This is a genomic window from Afipia sp. GW821-FHT04G03 (assembly GCF_059419985.1).
The window spans coordinates 1,725,432-1,749,297 of record NZ_JBWKSV010000001.1 but is presented as its reverse complement, the minus strand read 5'-3'; the positions used below and the strand labels follow the sequence as shown (position 1 = coordinate 1,749,297).

The window sequence follows — 23,866 nt, the reverse complement described above, 5'->3', positions numbered from 1 at the left end:
TTGAGTCGCGAGTACGCTAGATGCCCAACAACTTCCGGGCGTTCGCTTTCAGCACCTTTGGCCGCACGTCATCGCGAATATCGAGTTTCTCGAAATCCGCCATCCATCGGTCTGGCGTGATCACGGGCCAGTCCGAGCCGAACAGCATCTTGTCTTGTAAGATCGTATTGACGTAGCGCACGAGGATCGGTGGAAAGTATTTCGGCGACCAGCCGGAGAGATCGATATAAACGTTCGGCTTATGAGTTGCGACCGAAAGCGCTTCTTCCTGCCACGGGAAGGATGGATGCGCGAGAATGATCTTCATGTCCGGGAAATCCACCGCGACATCGTCGATATACATCGGGTTGGAATATTTCAGCCGCATTCCGTTGCCGCCGCGCATTCCGGAGCCGACGCCGGTCTGGCCGGTATGAAACAGCGCGATGGAGCCGGCTTCCGCGATTGCCTCGTAAAGCGGATACGCCATGCGGTCGTTTGGATAGAAGCCTTGCATGGTGGGATGAAACTTGAATCCCTTGATGCCGTAGTCCGCGATCAGCTTGCGGGCTTCGCGGGCGCCGAGCTTGCCCTTGGCGGGGTCAATGCTGGCAAACGGAATCAGTACGTCTGAATTCTGCGCCGCCAGTTCCGCCATCTCGTAATTGTTGTATCGGCGAAAGCCGGTCTCGCGTTCGGCGTCGACCGGGAAGATGACGGCAGCGATTTTCTTGGCGCGGTAATACGCCGCGGTTTCAGGAACGGTCGGCGGATGTTTGTGCGGAGACTTGAAATACTCGGACATCGCCGCTTGAAAATCGTCATAGCCATCGTCGCCATGCGTGCCGCAAGGTTCTTCGGCATGGGTATGAATGTCGATTGCGACGACGTCCTCGATGTTCAGCATTTGCAGCGTCCTGTCAGACCAGCCCAAAGGGATCGTTGAAATAATTGCTTATATTATATAACAAAGTACGTTCGCGATTGAAAGTGGATGATTCCGGTTTGCGATCACAAAAAATGTATCCAACGGTGTCCACCAGCCAGCGTCAAAACCTGACCAGGCGGATGAGTGTTCGAAGGAACTGCTCACGCTCGTTCTCATTGAGCACCGACAGCGTTTTAAGATTGAAATTGTCAGCCAGACGAGCTGCCTGTTCCGTCAGTCTTTTGCCCTTGCTGGTCAAGGTAAGTTCAACGGCCCGCTTGTCGGTCGTCGCCCGCTTTCGGCTTATAACGGACGACGTCTCCAGTTTAGCCAGGATCTTCACGAGGTTAGGGAGCTGAATCCGGAGCGCTGCCGCGAGCTTGCTTTGGGTCACAGACGGGTTGTCGCGAACGATCATCAGGATCGAATGTTCTGCCGGGGAAAGTCCGACCTCGGCGAAAAACTCGAAAAATTCCTCGAATATTTGCAGCTGGAGCAACCGGATCATGAAACCCGGCGCGCGCTGCAGCGTGGTCAAATCCAACTGTTGTTCCAGGCCTTTCCGTCCCACGGGTTTCTCGGCCGGCTGCTTTGGGGGCGTTTCGGTTTTCGCTTTTTTGTTCATTCCAAAGCTCGTGGTTTGAGGGTGGATTGACTCTTTCAAAACAACTTATAAAATATAAGTAATTTCAGGCAGCGGTTAGACTGCCGTCAGGGTTGTAAACACAGGGAGCTTTCCATGGGACATATTTTTTGTCGTGCCAAAGTCACGGCTGCCGTCGCGGCGGGTGGTCTGCTGATTGCCAGCCTTGCGCAGGCGCAAGAGGATGTGAGGATTGGCGTTTTGAACGACCAATCAGGCGTTTTTGCTACCTATCAGGGGATCGGTTCGGTCATCGCGGCACAAATGGCGGTCGAGGACTACGGCGGCAAGGCCGCCGGCAAGAAAGTCGAGGTAGTTGCGGCGGATCACCAGAACAAGGCTGACATTGGTGTCGCGATTGCGCGCCGTTGGTATGAGAATGAGAACGTCGATGCGATCTTCGATTTGCCAAATTCCGCGATCGCGCTCGCCGTCGCGAACATGAGCTTGCAGAAAAACAAGGTCTTCATCGGTTCGGGTGCCGGGACAGCTCTTCTGACGGGTGAGAAATGCACGCCGAACACGGTGCACTGGACCTACGATACATACGCTTACGGACGAGGCCTTGGCAAAGCCGTTGTCGCGCAGGGTGGCAAGAAGTGGTTCTTTCTGACCGCTGATTATGCATTCGGACATGATCTCGAAAAGCAGGCCATGGAGGCCGTCAAGGCGAATGGGGGCGAGGTGGTCGGAGCGGTTCGTCATCCGCTCGGAGCCGCGGACTACGCATCGTTCCTGCTCCAGGCGCAGGCCTCGGGAGCGGATGTCATTGGAATTGCCAATGCCGGCGACGATACCATCACCTCCATGAAGCAGGCGGCAGAATTCGGCCTCACGAAAAAGCAGAAACTGGTTGGACTGATTCTTGGAATGAATGGTCTTCCGGCGCTCACGCTTCAGGCCGCGCAAGGTGCCCAGATTATGAATCCATTCTACTGGAATCTCAACGACGGGACCCGCTCATTTGCGAAGCGATTTGCCGAGCGTCACCCGCAGCGCAACTACCCGAATGACATGCAAGCCGGTGTGTACGCCTCAGTCATTCACTATCTGAAGGCGGTCGACAAGGTTGGCGGTGCCGTGGACGGAAGAGCCGTCGTGGAGGCTATGAAGGCGATCCCGGCCGACGATCCCTTGTTCGGCAAAGGTTATATCCGCAAAGATGGGCGGAAGATTCATCCGCTATATCTTCTTGAGGTCAAGAAACCGGACGACTCCACATCCAAGTGGGATCTGCTGAAGGTCGTCGCGACAATTCCCGGCGAAGACGCATTCAGACCGGAAAAAGATGGAAATTGCCCGCTGTCGAACTAAATGCCGAAGCTGTTTGATTGCGAACAATCTGCGTCCCACTCGGCGTCCCGCATTTTTGAGGCTTATGATGGAAGAAGCTGTGACAGATCAGCCAGCAATCGGGCTCCAGTTTCTCGCCGCGAATGTGCGTCGGGAGACGCGCCCAGACGGCACGGTGATATTGCGCACGGAAGCGCCATTGGCGGCGCCGGATATGCTGACGCACGATCACCTGAAACAGTGGGCTGAAGCTCGTCCCCGTCAAACGTTTCTTGCTGAGCGGAATGCAGCTGGCGACGGCTGGAAGACAATCAGTTACGCCGAGGCCCATGATAAAGTAGAGCGGCTTGCGTCTTCGCTCGCCGGGCGCGGGCTGGGGCCGGACCGTCCCATTCTTATCCTGTCGGGAAACAGCATCGAGCACCAGCTCATAGCTTTGGCTGCAATGCGGGCTGGCATTCCTTACACGCCGTTGTCGGTGGCGTATTCAACGATGAGTGGCGATTTTGGTAAGCTGCGGACTATTCTGAAGATACTCGACCCCGGACTGGTCTTCGCATCGACGGCGGCGCCTTTTGCGCGCGCGCTTGCAATCGATGAAATGAAGGGGCGTGAGATTGTTGTCGGAGGCGAAAAGCGTCTCGACAACGCTGTTTCACTCTCCAGCCTGCTTGAACATCCGCCGGAAGCCAGTGGCACCAGCGGTCTCTCGCCGGACACCGTTGCCAAAATCCTGTTTACGTCCGGATCGACGGGGACGCCGAAAGGCGTGCCGACAACGCATCGCATGATGTGCACATCGCTGTCGCAGATCGAGGCCGTCTGGCCCTTCATGGCGCTTCAAACACCGGTGTTTCTCGACTGGCTGCCCTGGAGCCATGTGTTCGGCGGCTCCTACACGGTGAACACAATCCTTCGTTATGGCGGGACGCTCTATATCGATGACGGAAAGCCGCTCCCCGGCGAGATTGGTCGGACCATCCGCAATCTGCGGGAGATCAGGCCGACTCACTATTGGAATGTTCCAAAGGGCTACGAGCTTCTGTTGGCGCAGCTTCAGTCTGACGAGGTTGCCTGCCAGAACTTCTTCGGCGATCTCACCTTGATGTTCTATGCAGGTGCCAGCCTGCCCGCGCCATTGTGGAAGCGACTGGTCGAACTTGGGCGCGCGACGACCGGTCGCGATATTCCGATGACGACTAGCTGGGGACTTACCGAGACCGCTCCGTCAATCACGATGGTCAATCGATCCGGGCTGACGCCGGGAAACATCGGGATTCCCTTGCCGGGGCTGGAACTGAAGCTGGTGCCGCATCAGGGGAAGCTTGAGGCTCGCGTCCGAGGACCAAATGTCATGCGCGGCTACTGGAACGCGGGGGAGGCGGCCAGCCCATTCGACGATGAAGGCTTCTTCTGTACCGGCGACGCAGTCGCCTTCGCGGATCCGGACGATCCTGCGCAGGGATTGATGTTCGACGGACGAACCACCGAAGATTTCAAGTTGTTGACCGGAACATGGGTCGACGTGGCTGCGATCAGGTTGCGGGCCCATTCCGTACTTGCTGGTCTCATAGCCGATGTTGTCGTCACCGGCGCGGATCGTAACGATGTCGGGTTGCTGATCGTTCCAGCGCCAGCTCATTCAGCCGATGATCCGGCCTACAAGGGAAAGTTACGCACCTCGCTTGCTGCGATCAATAAAGGCGTCACGGGTGCATCACAGCGTATCGCAAGAGCTATCATCTTGCGTGATCCACCGACATTCGACTCCGGCGAGATCACCGAAAAAGGCTCGCTGAATTCGCGCCTTATTCGCGAGCGCCGCAGCGACGTCGTCGAAGCGCTCTATCGCGATACCCATCCTGAAATCATCAAGGTCTGCTGAGTTATATGCCCCTTATGGAAAACGATTTCTTCACATATGAATTGCGTGAGAATGTCGCTCGGATCGGTCTCAACCGTCCCGCAAAGCGAAACGCGATCAACGATGCCGTCATCGATGCTCTCGAGACCGTGGTGCGCCGGGCGCAAGCCAGTGCGAGGGTCGGCGTTATTTTCGGGCATGGTGATCATTTTTGCGCAGGGCTCGATCTGTCGGAACATGCCAAGAAGACGCCGATTGAAGGCATACAGGGATCGCGCCGCTGGCATGCGGTTTTCGATCAAATTCAGCGCGGCAGAATTCCGTTCGTTTCGGCGCTGCATGGGGCAGTGATCGGTGGCGGCCTCGAACTCGCTGCTTCGACTCATGTGAGGGTCGCGGATGAGACGGCCTTCTTCGCGCTGCCGGAGGGGCAGCGAGGCATCTTCGTGGGCGGCAGCGGTTCGGTGCGGATCGCGCGCATGATGACGGCGGCGCGCATGACCGACCTCATGTTGACCGGCCGCGTGCTAGATGTTCATGAAGCCGAACGGTTTAACCTCCTGAATTATGTTGTCGGGGCTGGAAAGGCCCTAGACAGGGCGTGCGAACTGGCTAGCCAGATCGCGTCCAATGCACCGCTGTCCAATTTCGCCATTACCAATGCCTTGCCGCGCATTCAGGATATGGCACAGGATGACGGGCTTTTTGTTGAGAGTCTGGTTGCCGCTTTTACACAAACCAGTCCGGAAGCCACCGAGCGATTAAATGGCTTTGCCAAGAAACGTGTCGCCAAACCAGCGGTTGGGGCCTTGCGAAAGGGCTCCTGAACCGATTGGCCTGCGTGGGTGTGTAAACGGCCGATATGGATGGAACAAACATCGCCGGGCGGACTCTCACTCTTTGATTTCTCCCGGTGGTATTGGTAGACAGGCTCGCATATAGCGGTCTTGGTCGCAGGTTCCTGCAGGCTCAACCGTGCTTTCAGCGGAAACCGGAGACGACATGAAGAAGCCACTCACTCTGCCGGAAGAAGAGCCGCGCAAGATTCAACGTGCCGACATCGCGCCAGCCGAGGGGTTTACGCTCGTGGTCGATGGTCACTTCAAGACGCAATTTGCAGATGAAGCTGCGGCTAAAGTTGCCGCTGCGGAATTACTTAACCGGTATAAGATGCTGCAAATCGAAATCTACGATGCAGCGAAGCGGGAGCGGACCAAGTTCTCCTGAAAGAACTTGAGTGGTAGCGGGCGCTTCGCTCTTTAGCGCGAAGACATCTTCTGCGTCAGATCGTCGGGCTGCCCACGTTCAGCCCGACGTTGATTCCAGGATCGTCAGCTATTTCTTTGCGCGTGCAATCGCCTCGACGATAAGTTGGCGTGCCTCCGTGGCATCACCCCAGCCGATCAGCTTGACCCATTTTCCGGGTTCGAGATCCTTGTAGTGCTCGAAGAAGTGCTGGATTTGCTCGCGCGTGATGGTCGGCAAATCGGTATAGTTGTGAACATTCTCGTAGCGCTTGGTCAGCTTCGGCACGGGAACTGCGATGATCTTTTCGTCGCCGCCGCCGTCATCCTGCATCTTGAGGACGCCGATCGGGCGCACGTTGATCACCGCGCCCGGTACGATCGGGCGCGTATTGGCGACCAGCACGTCGATGGGATCGCCGTCGTCTGACAACGTGTGAGGCACGAAGCCGTAGTTTCCGGGATAGCGCATTGGGGTATGCAGAAACCGGTCGACCACCAGCGTCCCCGCGGCCTTGTCCATTTCGTACTTGATGGGTTCGCCCCCGATGGGGACCTCCACGATGACATTGACGTCGTCCGGTGGATTGTTGCCAATCCGGATCGCATCGATATTCATGATGCCGTTGCTCTCTCTCTTGTATTCGGTTGCAGCGGCAACTAGCCGCCCGTTGAAGCGACATTATGGCATTTGCAGCTGCGTTGCGTCGTAAATTTGAATAGTCGCCGGCCTTGTCAGCAGGGTACGGAGGGCCTTTACGAATGCACCGGACGCCGGCACCTGGAAATGAACCATCAAGGCCTGCTTGTCCGCCCATTGTTCGACGAAAACCAGACGGAGCGGATTTTCGCAGTCGATATGGACCGCGTGGGAAATACAGCCTGGTTCGGCGCGGGAGCGATGAACGTGCTCAAGGCTTAACCGGCGCGCCTCATCGAATGTATCGGGTTTGGCAAGCGCGTCGCCGGTCACCACAATCATGCCTTCCTCCTGAAGTTTTTCATTGTTGGCTACCGCAGGCGCAATAAAAAGCCGCGGCGGGCCGTTTGCCTGCCGCGGCGAAAATAACACAAATAGCTTGTTCTGCGCACCGCCAGCAGCGGCCTACGGCCGGCTTGAACCCCTCAGGGGCTTGCGTGGTTAAGCTTTGGCCACCTCGTGATTGGCCATTGTCTCCAGTGCCTTCACCATTGCGGAATGATCCCATGCTTTGCCGCCCTGGGCTGCGCAGGAATTGAAGAGCTGTTGGGCCATCGACGTGTTCGGCAGCGAGACGCCAAGCGCCCGTGCGCCCTCCAATGCCAGATTGAGATCCTTCTGGTGCAGCTCGATACGGAAGCCGGGATTGAAGGTTCGCTTGATCATGCGTTCCCCGTGCAATTCCAGAATGCGCGAGGTGGCAAGTCCGCCCATCAGCGCCTGCCGAACCAGCGCCGGATCGGCGCCCGCCTTTGATGCGAACAGCAAGCCCTCGGCGACGGCCTCTATGGTGAGTGCGACGATGATCTGGTTGGCGACCTTGGTGGTCTGGCCGTCGCCATTGCCGCCTAACAGGGTGACGTTCTTGCCCATCTTGTCGAATAGCGGCTTGACGGTGTCGAACGCACCTTGCGGCCCGCCCACCATGATGGTCAGTGACGCAGCCTTTGCGCCGACTTCGCCACCTGAGACGGGCGCGTCCAGATAGTCAGCGCCTTTCGTGTTGACCTTTTTGGCAAACTCTTTCGTCGCGATCGGCGAAATCGAGCTCATGTCGACGACGATTTTTCCTTTGGAAAGACCTTCTGCGACGCCACCGGACTTGAAGAGAACGGTTTCGACGTCCGGTGTATCCGGCACCATGATAATCACGACGCTGGATTTTTCCGCAATTTCCTTGCCTGATTTGCAGGCGGTGGCACCGGCGGCAACCATGTCCTTTGCGGCGGCAGACGTCTCCAGGACGAACAGACGATGTCCCGCGGCCTGCAAGTGGCCCGCCATCGGGCGTCCCATGATTCCGAGTCCGATAAAACCGATGTCGGTCATTCCCTTTTCCCTTCTTCTTGATTTACGCGCCGACGGTGTGCGGCTCGTACCACCCGAGACCTTCAGCCGTGGTGGTCTTCGGCTTGTATTCGCAGCCGATCCAGCCACGATAGCCGATCTCGTCAAGATAGCGAAACAGGAAGGGATAGTTGATTTCGCCGGTACCGGGCTCGTTGCGGCCGGGATTATCCGCCAGCTGGATGTGTGCAATGCGGTCGAGATGCTTCTTCATGGTGGGGGCGAGATCACCCTCCATAATCTGCATGTGATAGATGTCATACTGGATAAAGAGGTTCGCGGAGCCGACTTCGGAAACGATCTGCGCTGCCTGATCCGTTCCGGTCAGGAAAAAGCCGGGAATGTCGCGGGTGTTGATCGGCTCGATCAGCAATTTGATTGACTGTTTTGCGAGAGCATTCGCGGCGTAACGAAGATTCTCGATCAGCGCGGCATGAAGCTCCGCCGGCTCGGCGCCTGCGGGTGCGATCCCAGCGAGGCAATTCACCTGACGGCAGCCCAGTGCTTTTGCGTATTCGATGGCGCGGCCGACGCCGTCGCGGAATTCAGCGGCGCGATCTGGAAGTATGGCAATACCTCGTTCGCCTGCACCCCAATTGCCCGCAGGAAGATTATGCAGCACTTGTGTCAGCCCGTGTTGTTGGAGCTGTTCGCCCAGCACGCCCTTCTCGAAGTCGTAGGGAAACAGATATTCCACGCCGGCGAATCCTGCCGCCTTGGCCGCCGCGAAGCGGTCGAGGAACGGCAGTTCATTGAATAGCATTGTCAGGTTCGCTGCAAATTTCGGCACGGCGGAATGTCCTTTTCTTGTTTGTCTTGTTTTGCGATAGAGGGCGCGCGTGTTTCAGACCGGCAGCAATTTGCCGCGACCGGTCTTCTCCGGGGTTGTTGGCGCATCGTCGAGCGGAAGATCGAGAACCTCCTCGAACTCGACGATGTTATCGATCTCCGTGCCCATCGCGATGTTGGTGACACGTTCGAGAATGAACTCAACAACCACTGGCACGCGATGCTCCGCCATTAAGGCACGGGCGGTGGCAAATGCAGCCTGTGCGTCGTTCGGATCGCGAACGCGGATTGCCTTGCATCCCAGTCCTTCGGCGACCGCGACGTGATCGACGCCGTAGACGCCAAGCTCCGGTGCGTTGATGTTCTCGAACGACAGCTGGACATGATAGTCCATCTCGAAGCCGCGCTGAGCCTGACGGATTAGGCCCAGATACGAGTTGTTCACGACGACGTGGATGTAGGGCAGCTTGAACTGCGCGCCGACCGCAAGTTCCTCGATCAGGAACTGGAAATCGTAATCGCCGGAAAGCGCCACGATCTCGCGCGTCGGGTCGGCCGCGCGGATACCGAGCGCAGCGGGGAGGGTCCAGCCAAGCGGTCCTGCCTGCCCGGCGTTAATCCAGTTGCGCGGCTTGTAGACGCCGAGGAATTGCGCGCCTGCAATTTGCGAGAGACCGATCACGCTGACGTAGCAGGTGTCGCGCCCAAACGCCTTGCTCATCTCTTCGTAAACGCGCTGCGGCTTGATCGGCACATTGTCGAAATGACTCTTGCGCAGCATCGTGCGCTTGCGGTCCTGACAGGCTGCCGGCCATGCCTGACGTTCCTTCAGTTTACCGGCCTTGCGCCATTCCTTTGCGACCGAGACGAACAGTTCGAGCGCTGCCTTCGCATCCGAAACGATGCCGAAATCCGGATTGAACACGCGGCCGATCTGCGTGGGCTCGATGTCGACATGCACAAAAGTGCGGCCCTTGGTGTAGGTTTCGATCGATCCGGTGTGACGGTTGGCCCAGCGGTTTCCGATGCCAAGCACGAAATCGGATTCGAGCATGGTCGCATTTCCGTAGCGGTGGCTGGTCTGAAGGCCGACCATTCCGGCCATCAAAACATGATCGTCCGGGATCGCACCCCAGCCCATCAGCGTCGGCACCACGGGAACATTGATGATCTCGGCGAACGCCACGAGAAGGTCGGACGCATCAGCATTGATGACGCCGCCGCCGGCGACAATCAGCGGCCGCTCGGCGGCATTGAGCATATCGAGCGCCTTCTCGATCTGACGGCGCGTGGCGGCGGGTTTGTAGACCGAAAGCGGCTCATAGGTTTCGTCGTCGAATTCGATCTCGGCGAGTTGCACGTCCAGCGGCAGGTCGATCAGCACGGGGCCGGGGCGTCCCGAACGCATGATGTGAAACGCCTGCGCAAACACACGCGGCACCAGCGCGGGCTCGCGCACGGTGACGGCCCATTTGGTGACGGGCTTGGCGATCGATTCAATATCAACTGCCTGAAAGTCTTCCTTGTAGATGCGCGCGCGGGGCGCTTGTCCGGTGATGCACAGAATCGGGATCGAATCCGCGATCGCCGAATACAGCCCGGTAATCATGTCGGTGCCGGCCGGACCGGAGGTGCCGATGCAGACGCCGATGTTGCCCGCCTTGGCGCGGGTATAGCCCTCGGCCATGTGCGACGCGCCTTCGACGTGGCGCGCCAGAATGTGATTGATCGATCCGCGCTTCTTCAGCGCCGAGTAAAGTGGATTGATCGCAGCGCCCGGAACGCCGAACGCGCAGACGACGCCTTCCTTCTCGAGTACGCGCACCGCCGCATCGATTGCTCTCATCTTGGCCATGTTGGACTCCGGTCAATTGGTTCGGAGCGATCATCACGGCGAGAACACGCGTTCTCAACGCGGCTGATTTTGTTTTCCGACAGGCGGAACGGACGAAAAAACCTGCGTAAAAACAGGCAATTAGGTCGTCGCCAGGGTGAAAGAAATTCAGGGCGCTTTTGCGGTCATCGGCATTGTGCCGCCGAGCGCGCGGGTCATCTCGGTGGCGACTTCCTGCACGAACTTGCCGAGCACGGGCAAACGGTCGTCGGAGACGCGGGATGCCTTGCCCGACACCGAAATTGCAGCCAACGGCTCGCTGCAATCATCGTACACCACGGCCGACACGCAACGCAGGCCGACCTGGGCTTCCTCATCGTCAATTGAATAGCCGCGCTCCCGAATATCGTGGAGCGATTTGCACAACTCTCCGGCCCGCACGATCGATTTGGATGTCAACCGCGGCATGCCTTCGCGGCGGATAACCGCAAAAACATCTTCTTCTGTGTAGGTTGAAAGCAATGCTTTGCCGAGGCCGGAGGCGACCATTGGCGCGCGGCCGCCGACCTTGGTTACCGACCGCATGATCTCGCGGCTCTCGACGCGTGTCAGGATCACCATCGCCCCGTCATCGATGACCGCGAGATTCGCAGTTTCGCGAGATTGGTCGCGCAGCTTGCGCAAAAAAGGCATGGCTTGCGTCACGAAGTTGCGGCGGCGCGCGAATGTTGCGCCCACCGCGAAGCTCTGCGCACCGATGTGCCACACGGATTGATCGCGATCGAACTGGACGAAGCGGCGCTTCTCCAGAGTCGTCAGCAGGCGATGGATGGTCGAAGGCGAGAGGCCGGTGCGAATCGCAAGATCGGTCAGGCGATAGCCTTCGTCATCCTCAGCCAGCGTCTCGATCAGCAGCATCGCGCGGTCAACCGACTGCACGCCGCCGTCTTTGGTATCGGTTTCGTTGTCTGGCGCGGAGCGGGGCTCGACGTGCCTTCGTCGGATCGGGTCTTTTTTCATCGCTACCAACTCCCGCAATTGTGGTGTGAAGGTTGCTTTGCGTCGAATGATACTTGCTTGTTTGCAAAGAATACGGGTGCCGCCCGTGAGGGCGACACCCGATAGTCTGGATTTACAGAAGGCCCGCGCCGCGCGCCCACTTGTACTTCGCGCCGAGCACTTCGACCGGAAGTTCGGTCGAATAGGCGTAAGCCGGGATGCCGTTCTGGTAGAGATATTCAGCGGCTTCCTCGACCTCGATGTCGCCGGCGAGCGAAGCGACCATCGGCTTGCTGATGCCTTTCGCTTCCATCTCCTTCTTCACCTCAACCATGTTCCGCGCGAACACCATCGGCGGAGTAACGATGGTGTGCCAGTAGCCGAGGATCAGAGAGTGAATGCGATCGTCAGTCAGGCCGAGTTTCACCGTGTTGACGTAAGTGATCGGCGGTTCGCCACCGGTGATGTCTACCGGGTTGCCGGCAGCGCCGAACGGCGGGATGAACTTGCGGAACGCCTTATCGAGATCGTCCGGCATTTTCATCAGGGACATGCCGTTATCGACAACCGCGTCGGACAGCAGCACGCCGGAGCCACCGGCGCCGGTGATGATCAGGACGTTTTCGCCCTTCGGGGTCGGCAGCTTGGGGATGCCGCGTGCAAACTCAAGAAGCTGACGCAGCGAGCGGGCGCGGATCACCCCCGATTGCTGCAGGACATCCTCATAGATCTTGTCGTTGCCGGCCAGCGCGCCGGTATGCGACGCCGCCGCCTTGGCACCCGCCGACGTGCGGCCCGCCTTCAGCACAACGACCGGCTTCTTCTTGGAGACGCGCTTGGCGGCATCCGCAAAGGCGCGGCCATCTTTCAGGTCTTCGCAATGCATCGCGATGATGTTGGTATTCTTGTCCTGCTCGAAGAAGGCGAGCAAATCGTCTTCATCGATATCGGACTTGTTGCCAAGGCCAACGATCGCCGACACGCCCATCTTGGCGGATCGCGAGAAGCCGATGATCGCCATGCCGATGCCGCCGGATTGCGACGACAACGCGGTCGAACCCTTCACATCATAGGCCGTGCAGAACGTCGCGCAGAGATTGGCCGGAGTATAGTAGAAGCCGTAAATGTTCGGTCCCATCAGGCGGACGTTGTATTTGTTGCCGATCGCGACGATTTCTTCCTGCAAGGCAGGCTCGTTCGCTTCTGCAAAACCCGACGGGATCAGGACCGCGCCCGGAATTTTCTTCTCACCGCATTCGATCAGCGCGCCAGCCACGAACTTGGCAGGAATCGCGAACACGGCAGTGTCGATGACGCCCGGCACATCCTTGACGCTCTTGTAAGCCTTGCGGCCCATGATCTCGTCGGCCTTGGGGTGAATAGGATAGATATCGCCCTTGTAACCACCGTTGATGAGGTTCTTCATCACCGAGTTGCCGATCTTGCCGTCCTCGGCCGATGCACCGATCACCGCAACGGATTTCGGCATCATGATGCGGTTCATCGCAGTCACGATTTCTTCGTTCGAGCGCGGAGCAGGGCGCGGCTTGTAGTCGAAGTCGACGACGATGCGCACGTCGGCGGCAATCGCGTCCTTCTTGGTCGCGAACACCGGATTGAGGTCGAGTTCGACGATTTCAGGGAAGTCGCTGACAAGCTGGGAAACATTGACGATGATCGAGGCGAGCGCCTCGCGATTCACCGGATCGCCGCCGCGCACGCCGTGCAGCATTTCGTGGGCCTGAATGCCGTCGAGCATCGACAGCGCATCTTCATTGGTCGCGGGCGCAAGGCGGAAGGTTACGTCCTTGAGCACTTCGACGAGGACGCCGCCGAGGCCGAACGCCACGAGCTTGCCGAACGAGCCGTCGGTGATCGAACCGACGATGACTTCGGTGCCGCCCAGCAGCATCTGCTGAACCTGGATGCCCTCGATCTTGGCATCGGCTTTGTATTTCTTCGCGTTTGCGAGAATGGTGTCATAGGCCTTCTCGGCCTCGGCTGCGGTCTTGACCCCGACGATCACGCCGCCGGCTTCGGTCTTGTGAAGAATGTCAGGGGATACGATTTTCATCACCACGGGAAAGCCCATGCCGTCCGCCATCTTGGCGGCTTCGGCGGCCGATTTCGCGACGCCTTCCTTGGGGACTGGAATTCCGTAAGCGTCGCAGACCAGTTTGCCTTCCGGCGCCGTCAGGCTGGTGCGCTTATCTGCCTTTACCGCATCGAGAATTTTCCGAACGTCGGCTTTTGCCTGCTGTCCGAGATCGACCTTGCGGGCGGCGTCCTGTGAATGAGCCATTACTTCCTCCTGTCACGTCCATTTTTTGAAATCTGGGATCGCGCGCGAGTTGTCGGACGGTATTCCCGAGCGCTTCAGCACCATGTCGTGGTCTTTAACCCGCGTGCATTTTGGAACCCGCAGGCGAAAAGTCTACATTTGGCATTTGGTATGCCAAGAACCAACTTTGTCAAGCCTGTAAGGTGAGCTTTCTCGACCCGTAGGGTCTGCTTGACACTTTGGCATCTGGTATGCCAAGAACATAAACAACACTCCCGTGGTATACAGCCCTCAGGCAGAGAGAGGGAGATGATTCATGGCTACCCAAAAAATTTCAAAAGCGCCACTGACCGAGCAGGACATTGCAATCGTGCGCATCGCGCCCGAGGCAAGTTTCAAGAATAAGGCTTATGACGCGCTGAAAGAAGCCATTCTCAGGATGGACATCTATGCGTCGCCCGAGCCGGTCATGCTCGACGAGCGTGCATTGTCGGAACATCTCGGCGTGAGCCGCACGCCAATTCGCGAGGCGATCGCGATGCTGGAACAGGACGGTTTCGTCAAAACAGTTCCGCGCCGTGGAATCATCGTTGTTCGCAAGACGAAGGCTGAGATCGTCGACATGATCCGGGCTTGGGCTGCGCTTGAGAGCATGGCCGCGCGTCTTATTACGACGACCGCGCGCAAGAAGGACATTTCGGCGCTTCGCAACTTCTTCAAGGACTTCAACAAGGATCGCCTGCCGCAGGATCACATCGCGGAATATTCGAAAGCGAATATCGCGTTCCATCAGGCGCTGATCTCGCTGAGCGAGTCCCCGGTTCTGGTCGATATGACCAACGACATCTTGCTGCATGTTCGTGGCTACCGGCAGCTGACGATCGGCCGGACGGACCGCACAGCGGTGTCGTTGCCTGAACATCTTTCAATCATCGAGGCGCTCGAAGAACGCGATACCGAACTTGCGGAGAAGCGCGCGCGCGACCACACGCTTGGGCTTGCGACTTATGTCGAAACCCACGGGCAGGAAATTTTCACTTAGACCAACGATCAAAAAAAGAGACTAGGGAGGCCACCGATGCTGACGGCAGCAAACAAGGCAGAGACGACGGTTGCGAACGACGCGGAGCAGGAGCTGACAGATGGCTTTCATCTGATCATCGATGCGCTCAAACTTAACGGCCTCAACACGATCTACGGTGTGCCGGGTATTCCGATTACGGACTTCGGCCGCATGGCGCAGGCAGAAGGCATTCGCGTTCTTTCGTTTCGCCACGAACAGAATGCCGGCTATGCCGCGTCGATCGCAGGTTTTCTGACGAAGAAGCCGGGCGTCTGTCTGACGGTGTCGGCGCCGGGCTTCCTCAACGGTCTGACTGCGCTTGCTCACGCCACGACCAATTGCTTCCCGATGATTCTGATTTCCGGATCGTCGGAGCGCGAGATCGTCGACCTGCAGCAGGGCGACTATGAGGAAATGGATCAGCTCGCGATCGCCAAGCCGCTGTGCAAGGCGGCGTTCCGTGTGCTGCACGCTGCCGACATCGGCATCGGTGTTGCGCGTGCGATCCGTGCCGCCGTCTCGGGCCGTCCCGGCGGCGTGTATCTCGACCTTCCGGCCAAGCTGTTCGGACAGGTGATGAATGCGGACGCCGGCAAGAAGTCGCTGGTGAAAGTTATCGACGCGGCGCCGGCCCAGATCCCGGCGCCTGAGTCGGTCAAACGCGCGCTCGACGTGCTGAAATCGGCGAAGAAGCCGCTCATCATTCTCGGCAAGGGCGCTGCCTACGCGCAGGCCGATGATGCGATCCGTTCGTTTGTTGAAAAAAGCGGCATTCCTTTCCTGCCGATGAGCATGGCGAAGGGCCTGCTGCCCGATACACATCCGCAGTGCGCAGGTGCTGCGCGCTCGACGGTGCTGAAGGATTCCGACGTTGTCCTGCTGATCGGCGCGCGGCTGAATTGGCTGCTGTCGCACGGCAAGGGCAAGACCTGGGGTGACGCTCCGAAAAAATTCATCCAGATCGACATCGAGCCGAAGGAAATGGACTCGAACGTCGAAATCGTGGCGCCTGTCGTCGGTGACATCGGTTCGTGCGTCTCGGCGCTTCTGCAGGGCATGGGCGGCAACTGGGCGGCCCCGTCGGCGGATTGGACCAAATCCATTCAAACAAAACGTGACGACAATATCGCCAAAATGGCGCCGCGCCTGATGAACAACAACTCGCCGATGGATTATCATGGCGCGCTCGGCGTGCTGCGAACGATCATCAAGGAGCGCCCGGAGGCGATCCTGGTCAACGAAGGTGCCAATACGCTCGACCTCGCGCGTGGTATCATTGACATGTATCAGCCGCGCAAGCGCATCGACGTCGGCACCTGGGGTATCATGGGTATCGGCATGGGTTATTCCATCGCTGCGGCGATCGAGACCGGCAAGCCGGTGCTAGCGGTGGAAGGCGACAGCGCATTCGGCTTCTCCGGCATGGAAGTCGAAACGATCTGCCGCTACAAGCTGCCGGTTTGCGTTGTGATTTTCAACAATGACGGCATCTATCGCGGCACCGACGTCAATCCCTCGGGCAGTTCGGATGTTGCGCCGACCGTTTTCGTAAAGGGTGCGCGCTACGACAAGATGATGGAAGCTTTCGGCGGCGTCGGCGTCAACGCAACGACCCCCGATGAGCTGAAGCGCGCGGTTAACGCGGCAATGGATTCCGGCAAGCCGACGCTTATCAATGCGGTGATCGACCCGGCTGCGGGTAGCGAAAGCGGACGCATCGGTAATCTCAATCCGCAAAGCATCTTGAAGAAGAAATAATCAAGTCACACGACTGGGAGCATGTTGCTTCCAGCCAATTTCAATCCTCGCACTCGGCGTCAGAAGGCGTCGACCGATACGGAGCAGACAATGACACAGGCGCTGAAGGGCGTTCGGATTCTTGATTTCACTCACGTTCAGTCGGGCCCGACTTGTACGCAATTGCTGGCATGGTTCGGCGCCGACGTGATCAAGGTGGAGCGTCCCGGCGTCGGTGACATCACCCGCGGTCAGTTGCAGGATGTACCGAATGCGGACAGCCTCTATTTCACGATGCTCAATCACAACAAGCGCTCGATCACACTCGACACTAAAAATCCGAAGGGCAAGGAAGTCCTGACCGAGTTGATGAAGAAGTGCGACGTGCTGGTCGAGAACTTCGGCCCCGGCGTGCTGGATCGCATGGGTTTCCCTTGGGAGACCATTCAAAAGATCAATCCGAAGCTGATCGTCGCCTCGATCAAGGGTTTCGGTCCTGGACCTTACGAAGACTGCAAGGTCTATGAGAACGTCGCCCAGTGCACCGGCGGTGCGGCGTCGACCACAGGCTTCCGTGATGGCCTGCCTTTGGTCACGGGCGCCCAGATCGGCGACAGCGGCACGGGCCTGCATCTGGCGCTCGGCATCGTGACCGCGCTTTATCAGCGCACGGTCACCGGCAAGGGACAGAAGGTCACTGCGGCGATGCAGGACGGTGTGCTCAACCTCGCGCGCGTCAAGATGCGTGACCAGCAACGTCTCGCACATGGTCCGCTCAAGGAATACAGCCAGTTTGGTGAAGGCATTCCGTTCGGTGATGCTGTGCCGCGCGCAGGTAACGATTCCGGCGGAGGTCAGCCGGGCCGCATCCTGAAGTGCAAGGGCTGGGAGAGCGATCCCAACGCTTACCTTTATTTCATCACCCAGGCTCCGGTCTGGGAAAAGATCTGCGATGTGATTGGTGAGCCTGGCTGGAAGACGCATCCAGATTACGCCAAGCCGGCCGCGCGTTTGCCGCGTCTGAATGAAATCTTCGCGCGCATCGAACAGTGGACGATGACCAAGACGAAGTTCGAGGCCATGGAGATTCTCAACAAGGATGACATTCCGTGCGGTCCTATCCTTTCGATGAAGGAAATTTCCGAGGACAAGTCTCTCTATGCCACCGGCACGCTGGTTGAGGTGGATCATCCGACGCGCGGCAAGTACATTTCGATCGGTAACCCGATTAAACTCTCGGACAGCCCGACCGTTGTCACGCGTTCGCCGCTTCTGGGTGAGCACACCGATGAAATCCTGAAACAGGTGCTGGGCTTCAACGACAACCAGGTCGCTGAAACCCACAACTCGGGTGCGCTTGCGCCGCCGCGGAAAGTCGAAGCAGCTGAATAACGGCTGAAGACACGAATCTGATGAAAGCCGGCGGGAGCTCCCGCCGGCTTTTTCGTGGCCGCGTCGCCCGGTGCGAACCTTGGATAAATTGAGACATCTTGTCTCAGGCCGAGTTTCTGGTGCGATGCACCATCGATAATGCTGCCATGCAAAACGGTCCGTTGTGACTGGTATCTTGTATACCTATGATCTGTTCAACACGACGCCATCGGTATGGCGTTGCTGCTGAACTCATCGGTTTCGAAAGGCTCCCGTCATGTCCAAAACTGCTTCGCTCGGTCTCGCTTCGTCCAATGGTTTGTTGGGGCAGATCATTGCTTTCATTGACAATCTCCTGATGAAGAGCGCGCAGATTTCAGTTCGGAATGGCGATCTCCCAAGGTTCGGTCTCTGAAAAGATTAAGTCACTGACGCCTCGCAGATATTTGCGAGAGCGAAAATCAAGACAACTGCAAAAGGCTCCGGTTTTCCGGGGCCTTTTTGTTGTTTGGCTTGGATTCGATACCGCAGCGCCAGACAAATAAACTCAGAATAGCTCTTGTGTGCTGGCATATCGCATACAAGGATGCGCTTCAGGCAGCGGTCGTCGCTTACTTAATGGAACGGCCCGCCTGGGGAGAGAGACGATGGCAGAAACCGTTCTTGCCGTGCCGCAGCGGTTGTCCCGAGGGGCGACGAAGGTCGGCATAGTTATTCGCGCAAACTCCCTGACAATGACCGCACATGACCGATGCGCACGCATAGCAGCGCAGCGGCCATGTGCCTGCACAGTGATACGCTTGAACATTCCAGGAGGCAGGTGAAGGCACAATGCTATGAAAAGAGCTCTGGAGAAAACTCCGGAGCGGTCTTTGGACTCAAGCCGCCATCGAGCGGCATTAAAACAACGGTTGGGAGAAAACGTAATGATGCGATCGTCTAGTCAAACGTTAGGTCTTGTCCTGGGTCTCGGGGTTGCGGTGGGAGCTCTTGCTCCGTTGCCCGCTTCCGCGGCCTGGGAGCCCACACGGCCGGTCGAGATCATCGTGCCTGCGGGCACTGGTGGCGGTGCGGATCAGATGGCCCGGACCATCCAGGGGATCATCACCAAACATCAGCTGATGAAGCAGCCGCTGGTCGTGATCAACAAGGCTGGCGGCGCCGGTGGCGAAGGCTTCCTTGACGTCAAGGGTTCGGCCGGTAATCCGCACAAGCTGGTCATCACGCTGTCCAACCTTTTCACCACACCCTTGGGAACCGGCATTCCCTTCAGCTACAAGGACCTGACGCCGGTTGCGATGATGGCGCTCGATGAATTCATCCTCTGGGTCAACGCCGACAGCCCCTACAAGACCGTGAAGGATTACATCGCGGCGGCGAAGTCGAAGCCCGGCGAATTCAAGATGGGCGGCACGGGTTCGAAGCAGGAAGACCAGATCATCACGGTCGCCATCGAGAAGGCTTCCGGGACCAAGTTCACATACATTCCCTATCGTGGCGGCGGCGAAGTCGCGGTCCAGTTGGTCGGCAAGCATATCGACTCGAGCGTCAACAATCCGATCGAGGCTGTCGCCCAGTGGCGCGGTGGCGCTGTCCGCCCGCTGTGTGTGTTTGACGCCAAGCAACTGCCGTACAAGGACGTCATGGCTGACGGTAAGTCGTGGGGCGACATTCCGACGTGCAAGTCACAAGGACTCGACGTCGAATATGTGATGTTGCGCGGATTCTTCACCTCGCCCAAGGCCACCAAGGAGCAAGTCGACTACTACGTTGATGTGCTCAAGAAGGTTCGTGAAACTCCCGAATGGCAGGCCTTGATGAAGGATGGCGCCTTCAACCAGACTCTGATGGTCGGCCCCGAATACACGGCATGGGTCGAGAACGAAGAGAAGCGGCATCAGGCGCTCATGAAGGAAGCCGGTTTCCTGGCTGCCCCACAGTAAATCTCAAAGGTCAACACTGCCGGCGGATGCTTCCGCCGGCAGATTTTTTTAACTTGGAAAAAAACATGAGCGAGCATTCTTCTGAGGTTGGCCGTCGCGGACCGTCGCATCGATGGACCGAGTTGGGCGTCGCGGCATTCTGCATCCTGTTCGGTGCCATCACGATCATCGGTAGTATGAAAGCGGGAAGCGGCTGGGGTCCCGAAGGTCCGAAGTCCGGGTTCTTTCCCTTTTACGTCGGCGTCATCATTGTGCTGGCGAGCGCTGTAAATGCCATTCAGCTTTTAATGGAGCCTGACGACGGAAAGCTGTTCGCAAACTGGGGCGAACTCGGTCAGGTGATGTGCGTTCTCGTGCCGACGACAATTTATGCCCTGAGCATTCCGTATCTCGGCATCTATGTTGCGTCGGTTATTCTCATCGCGCTGTTCATGAAATGGCTCGGCAAATATCCATGGACGATCACAGCGGCCATCGCGCTGGGCACGCCGTTCGCGATCTATCTGTTCTTCGAAAAATGGTTCCTCATTCCGTTGCCAAAAGGACCGTTGGAAGACCTGCTTGGTCTCTAGAAATTTCAAGTTTCGGTTGAGGAAATCGACATGGAAGAAATCGTAAATCTGTTTCACGGCTTCGCGACGGTACTGCAGCCGTTCAACATTCTGGTCATGGTCATCGGTATCGTGCTCGGCGTGGTCATCGGCGTGCTGCCGGGGCTGGGCGGCGCCAATGGCGTGGCGATTCTGTTGCCTCTGACATTCAGTATGCCGCCGACGTCGGCGATTATCATGCTGTCATGCATTTACTGGGGAGCGCTGTTCGGGGGCGCCATCACATCGGTGTTGTTCAACATTCCCGGTGAGCCGTGGTCCGTAGCCACGACATTCGACGGCCATCCGATGGCGCAAAAGGGCAAGGCCGGGGAGGCGTTGACTGCCGCATTCACGTCGTCGTTCGTCGGCGCATTGTTCGCGGTGATCATGATCACGCTGGTTGCGCCGCTGGTTGCGAAGTTTGCGCTTCAGTTCGGCCCGGCGGAAAAATTCGCGGTGTTCTTCATCGCGTTTTGCAGTTTCATCGGCATGGGCAAGGAGCCGCCATTCAAAACAATTGTCGCGATGATGATCGGTTTTGCGCTCGCGGCGGTCGGCCTTGACAGTATTACGGGACAACTGCGCCTGACATTCGGCTTCTCCGAAATGCTCAGCGGATTCGATTTCCTGATCGCGGTAATCGGACTGTTCGGAATCGGCGAAATCCTTCTGACCATGGAAGAAGGACTGAACTTCCGGGGCAAGCCCGCCAAGATCAACGCAAAGGTAGTATGGGAGACATGGAAAGAACTCCCGCGCTACTGGGCGACGTCATTGCGCTCGTGTTTCATTGGCGTGTGGATGGGAGTTTCGCCTGCCGGAGCAACGCCTGCATCTTTCATGAGCTATGGCATCGCCAAGCGCATGTCGAAGCAGGGTGCGAACTTCGGCAAGGGTGAAATCGAAGGCGTGGTCGCGCCCGAGACCGCCGCGCACGCGGCAGGCACGGCTGCGTTGCTGCCGATGCTGTCCCTCGGCGTTCCTGGTTCTCCGACGGCAGCGGTGCTGCTTGGCGGCTTGCTGATCTGGGGATTGCAGCCCGGGCCACTGCTGTTTGTCGAGCAGAAGGAGTTCGTCTGGGGACTGATTGCCAGCATGTACCTTGGCAATTTCGTCGGCCTGATCATCGTGCTGACCTGTGTGCCGCTGTTCGCAGCGATCCTGCGCATTCCCTTCAGCATTATCGCGCCTGTCATTCTCGTGCTGTGCGCGATCGGTGCCTACACCGTGCACAACAACACCTTCGACGTGGTGATGATGATGGTGTTCGGCGTGGTCGGATACGTGATGAAGAAATGCAACTATCCCATGGCGCCGCTGGTTCTTGCCATCGTGCTGGGGGACAAGGCCGAGGAGGCGTTCCGGCAAGCACTGTTGGGCTCGCAGGGCAGCCTCGGCGTCTTCTTCTCCAATACGCTGGTTAGCACGATCATGACGCTTGGATTGATCTCGTTGTTCTGGCCGTTGATTTCTGCGGGTTGGTCGCGGTTGCTATCGCGAACGCCGAAGATCGCGACATAAGAGCAGGGAGAAAGCTGGACTCCAGTCGTTCGAATCGAAACCGAGGCCTGTTCGCCGAAGGCAAGCATTCGAGCATTGGAGCCCAGCACAAGTCGCTCTCGTCTTCGCTGACTGCTTCTTTACAAAAGGCTCCGGCTTATCGCCGGAGCCTTTTTCTTCGCCGATTTCCTAGCTAACCGCCTGAAATATCGCAGGATAAAAAAACCAGGCAGCATCCCAGAATACCTCTTGCGCTCTGGCATATCATATACCAAGCTGGCCTTCTGACAGCTCCTGTCGAAATTTCAACAGAACAGGGCACTCGGGAGGAACAATGACTGACACTGTACACACCACCGTCGCCCCGGCGGACGGACGAGTCAGCGATACCTATCGCTGGATGCAATTGGCTATCGGCGTCGGCGCGATGGTCATGATCGCCAACTATCAGTATGGCTGGACGTTCTTCGTCCCCGACATTCAGAAAAAATTCGGATGGGATCGCGCGTCGATCCAGTGGGCTTTCACGTTGTTCGTTCTGTTCGAAACGTGGCTGGTCCCGGTTGAAGGCTGGTTTGTCGACAAGTACGGCCCGCGCATCGTCGTCCTCGTCGGCGGCGTTCTCTGCGCGATCGGCTGGGCCATCAACGCGCAAGCAACATCGCTCAACGGTTTCTATCTCGGCATGATCATCGCGGGCATCGGCGCCGGTGGCGTGTACGGCACCTGCGTCGGCAACGCGCTGAAGTGGTTTCCTGACAAGCGCGGCCTTGCGGCCGGCATCACCGCGGCAGGATTTGGCGCGGGCTCCGCGCTCACGGTCGCGCCGATCCAGGCGATGATCAAGAACGATGGCTTCCAGAACACCTTCCTCTATTTCGGTCTGGGGCAGGGCATCATCATCGTGATCCTGTCGTTCTTCCTGTTCGCGCCGAAGTCGGGGCAAGTGCCGCCGCCAGTGGTGAACGCAAATCTCCAGCAGACCCGCCGCAACTACCTGCCGACCGAAGTCATCCGGCACCCTATTTTCTGGCTGATGTACTTCATGTTCGTGATTGTCGGCGCGGGCGGATTGATGGTGACGGCGAACCTGAAGCCGATCGCGGCGGACTGGAAAATCGACAACACGCCTGTCACGCTGATGGCGATGACGATGACTGCGGTGACGTTCGCGGCGACCATCGATCGCGTGCTCAACGGTTTGACGCGCCCATTCTTCGGCTGGATCTCCGATATGATCGGTCGCGAGAACACGATGTTCATCGCGTTCGGCATGGAAGGCGTCGGCATCTATCTGCTCTACCTCTGGGGCCAGGATCCGATCTGGTTCGTGCTGCTGTCGGGCTTCGTGTTCTTTGCCTGGGGTGAGATCTATTCGCTCTTCCCCTCGACATGCACGGATACGTTCGGATCGAAGTTCGCAACGACCAACGCCGGCTTGCTCTACACGGCGAAAGGAACGGCAGCCTTGCTCGTCCCTGTCGCAAACTACATGCAGCAATCGTCGGGCAACTGGGACAACGTGTTTCTCATCGCGGCCGGCGCGAACATTCTCGCCTCGCTGCTCGCCGTTGTGGTGCTGAAACCGTGGCGCAAGGCGGTCGTCGCCAAGTCGCAAGCGATGGCCTGATACGACCGCATCAGATGGCTCAAAAAGCGCGCTCATCTCCGGATGGGCGCGTTTTTCTTTTCCCGAATTGATGCCGCAAAATCGATTGACTCGGGCCGGGACCACAGGCAATCTCTGGTATACATAAT

Annotated in this window: 20 protein-coding genes; 11 read left to right on the top strand and 9 right to left on the bottom strand. The window is 58.0% G+C overall.

What is annotated here, in order from left to right:
• Nucleotides 1-16: 16 nt before the first annotated feature.
• Both AC07UB_RS08355 and AC07UB_RS08350 read right to left on the bottom strand, forming a co-directional pair.
• Nucleotides 17-886, bottom strand: coding sequence for an amidohydrolase family protein (locus AC07UB_RS08355; protein ID WP_492792414.1), 870 nt, complete (start codon nucleotides 884-886; stop codon nucleotides 17-19).
• Nucleotides 887-1,028: 142 nt separating this feature from the next.
• Nucleotides 1,029-1,532, bottom strand: coding sequence for a MarR family winged helix-turn-helix transcriptional regulator (locus AC07UB_RS08350; protein ID WP_492792415.1), 504 nt, complete (start codon nucleotides 1,530-1,532; stop codon nucleotides 1,029-1,031).
• Nucleotides 1,533-1,646: 114 nt separating this feature from the next.
• Between AC07UB_RS08350 and AC07UB_RS08345 the strand changes: the two genes are divergently transcribed.
• The 4 genes from AC07UB_RS08345 (at nucleotide 1,647) to AC07UB_RS08330 (ending at nucleotide 5,934) form a co-directional block, all read left to right on the top strand.
• Entirely contained in the window at nucleotides 1,647-2,864 is a 1,218-nt protein-coding gene (locus tag AC07UB_RS08345) for an ABC transporter substrate-binding protein (RefSeq protein WP_492792416.1), read from the top strand.
• Between the two features lie 79 nt (nucleotides 2,865-2,943).
• Nucleotides 2,944-4,728: a feruloyl-CoA synthase gene (locus AC07UB_RS08340; RefSeq protein WP_494651400.1), complete on the top strand. Its 1,785-nt coding sequence runs from the start codon at nucleotides 2,944-2,946 to the stop codon at nucleotides 4,726-4,728.
• A 5-nt stretch (nucleotides 4,729-4,733) separates the two neighbouring features.
• Nucleotides 4,734-5,534 carry a crotonase/enoyl-CoA hydratase family protein gene (locus AC07UB_RS08335; RefSeq protein ID WP_494651401.1) on the top strand — a complete coding sequence of 267 codons (801 nt, stop codon included), beginning with the start codon at nucleotides 4,734-4,736 and terminating at the stop codon, nucleotides 5,532-5,534.
• 175 nt (nucleotides 5,535-5,709) lie between these two features.
• Nucleotides 5,710-5,934 (top strand): hypothetical protein, encoded by a 225-nt coding sequence (locus AC07UB_RS08330; protein WP_492792419.1) that lies wholly within the window; start codon nucleotides 5,710-5,712, stop codon nucleotides 5,932-5,934.
• 108 nt (nucleotides 5,935-6,042) lie between these two features.
• On the opposite strand, the gene ppa is transcribed toward AC07UB_RS08330, so the two are convergent.
• The 7 genes from ppa to AC07UB_RS08295 all read right to left on the bottom strand — a co-directional run bounded on the left by ppa (nucleotide 6,043) and on the right by AC07UB_RS08295 (nucleotide 13,922).
• On the bottom strand, nucleotides 6,043-6,570 hold the full coding sequence (ppa, locus tag AC07UB_RS08325; protein WP_492792420.1) for an inorganic diphosphatase: 528 nt from the start codon (nucleotides 6,568-6,570) through the stop codon (nucleotides 6,043-6,045).
• A gap of 63 nt (nucleotides 6,571-6,633) precedes the next feature.
• Nucleotides 6,634-6,933 carry a putative quinol monooxygenase gene (locus tag AC07UB_RS08320; RefSeq protein WP_494651403.1) on the bottom strand — a complete coding sequence of 100 codons (300 nt, stop codon included), beginning with the start codon at nucleotides 6,931-6,933 and terminating at the stop codon, nucleotides 6,634-6,636.
• Nucleotides 6,934-7,092: 159 nt separating this feature from the next.
• Nucleotides 7,093-7,980, bottom strand: coding sequence for a 2-hydroxy-3-oxopropionate reductase (locus tag AC07UB_RS08315; RefSeq protein WP_494651405.1), 888 nt, complete (start codon nucleotides 7,978-7,980; stop codon nucleotides 7,093-7,095).
• A gap of 22 nt (nucleotides 7,981-8,002) precedes the next feature.
• Nucleotides 8,003-8,788 (bottom strand): hydroxypyruvate isomerase, encoded by a 786-nt coding sequence (hyi, locus tag AC07UB_RS08310; protein WP_494651407.1) that lies wholly within the window; start codon nucleotides 8,786-8,788, stop codon nucleotides 8,003-8,005.
• A 54-nt stretch (nucleotides 8,789-8,842) separates the two neighbouring features.
• Nucleotides 8,843-10,642 (bottom strand): glyoxylate carboligase, encoded by a 1,800-nt coding sequence (gene gcl / locus AC07UB_RS08305; RefSeq protein ID WP_494651409.1) that lies wholly within the window; start codon nucleotides 10,640-10,642, stop codon nucleotides 8,843-8,845.
• 147 nt (nucleotides 10,643-10,789) lie between these two features.
• Nucleotides 10,790-11,641 (bottom strand): IclR family transcriptional regulator, encoded by an 852-nt coding sequence (locus AC07UB_RS08300; RefSeq protein WP_492792425.1) that lies wholly within the window; start codon nucleotides 11,639-11,641, stop codon nucleotides 10,790-10,792.
• A gap of 112 nt (nucleotides 11,642-11,753) precedes the next feature.
• A complete protein-coding gene (locus AC07UB_RS08295; RefSeq protein ID WP_492792426.1) occupies nucleotides 11,754-13,922 on the bottom strand; it encodes an acetate--CoA ligase family protein in 2,169 nt (722 codons plus the stop codon).
• Between the two features lie 295 nt (nucleotides 13,923-14,217).
• Between AC07UB_RS08295 and AC07UB_RS08290 the strand changes: the two genes are divergently transcribed.
• From AC07UB_RS08290 to oxlT, 7 genes are all read left to right on the top strand, one after another.
• The gene (locus tag AC07UB_RS08290; RefSeq protein WP_492792427.1) at nucleotides 14,218-14,943 is read left to right on the top strand and encodes a GntR family transcriptional regulator; all 726 of its coding nucleotides are present in this window, start codon (nucleotides 14,218-14,220) and stop codon (nucleotides 14,941-14,943) included.
• Between the two features lie 36 nt (nucleotides 14,944-14,979).
• On the top strand, nucleotides 14,980-16,722 hold the full coding sequence (oxc, locus tag AC07UB_RS08285; RefSeq protein WP_492792428.1) for an oxalyl-CoA decarboxylase: 1,743 nt from the start codon (nucleotides 14,980-14,982) through the stop codon (nucleotides 16,720-16,722).
• A gap of 90 nt (nucleotides 16,723-16,812) precedes the next feature.
• The gene (frc, locus tag AC07UB_RS08280; RefSeq protein ID WP_492792429.1) at nucleotides 16,813-18,093 is read left to right on the top strand and encodes a formyl-CoA transferase; all 1,281 of its coding nucleotides are present in this window, start codon (nucleotides 16,813-16,815) and stop codon (nucleotides 18,091-18,093) included.
• A gap of 905 nt (nucleotides 18,094-18,998) precedes the next feature.
• Nucleotides 18,999-20,015, top strand: a complete 1,017-nt coding sequence (locus AC07UB_RS08275) for a Bug family tripartite tricarboxylate transporter substrate binding protein (protein ID WP_492792430.1) — start codon at nucleotides 18,999-19,001, stop codon at nucleotides 20,013-20,015.
• A 65-nt stretch (nucleotides 20,016-20,080) separates the two neighbouring features.
• A complete protein-coding gene (locus tag AC07UB_RS08270; protein ID WP_492792431.1) occupies nucleotides 20,081-20,587 on the top strand; it encodes a tripartite tricarboxylate transporter TctB family protein in 507 nt (168 codons plus the stop codon).
• Between the two features lie 30 nt (nucleotides 20,588-20,617).
• Nucleotides 20,618-22,129, top strand: coding sequence for a tripartite tricarboxylate transporter permease (locus AC07UB_RS08265; RefSeq protein WP_492792432.1), 1,512 nt, complete (start codon nucleotides 20,618-20,620; stop codon nucleotides 22,127-22,129).
• A 313-nt stretch (nucleotides 22,130-22,442) separates the two neighbouring features.
• Nucleotides 22,443-23,738: an oxalate/formate MFS antiporter gene (gene oxlT, locus AC07UB_RS08260; protein ID WP_494651411.1), complete on the top strand. Its 1,296-nt coding sequence runs from the start codon at nucleotides 22,443-22,445 to the stop codon at nucleotides 23,736-23,738.
• The last annotated feature ends 128 nt before the right edge of the window (nucleotides 23,739-23,866 follow it).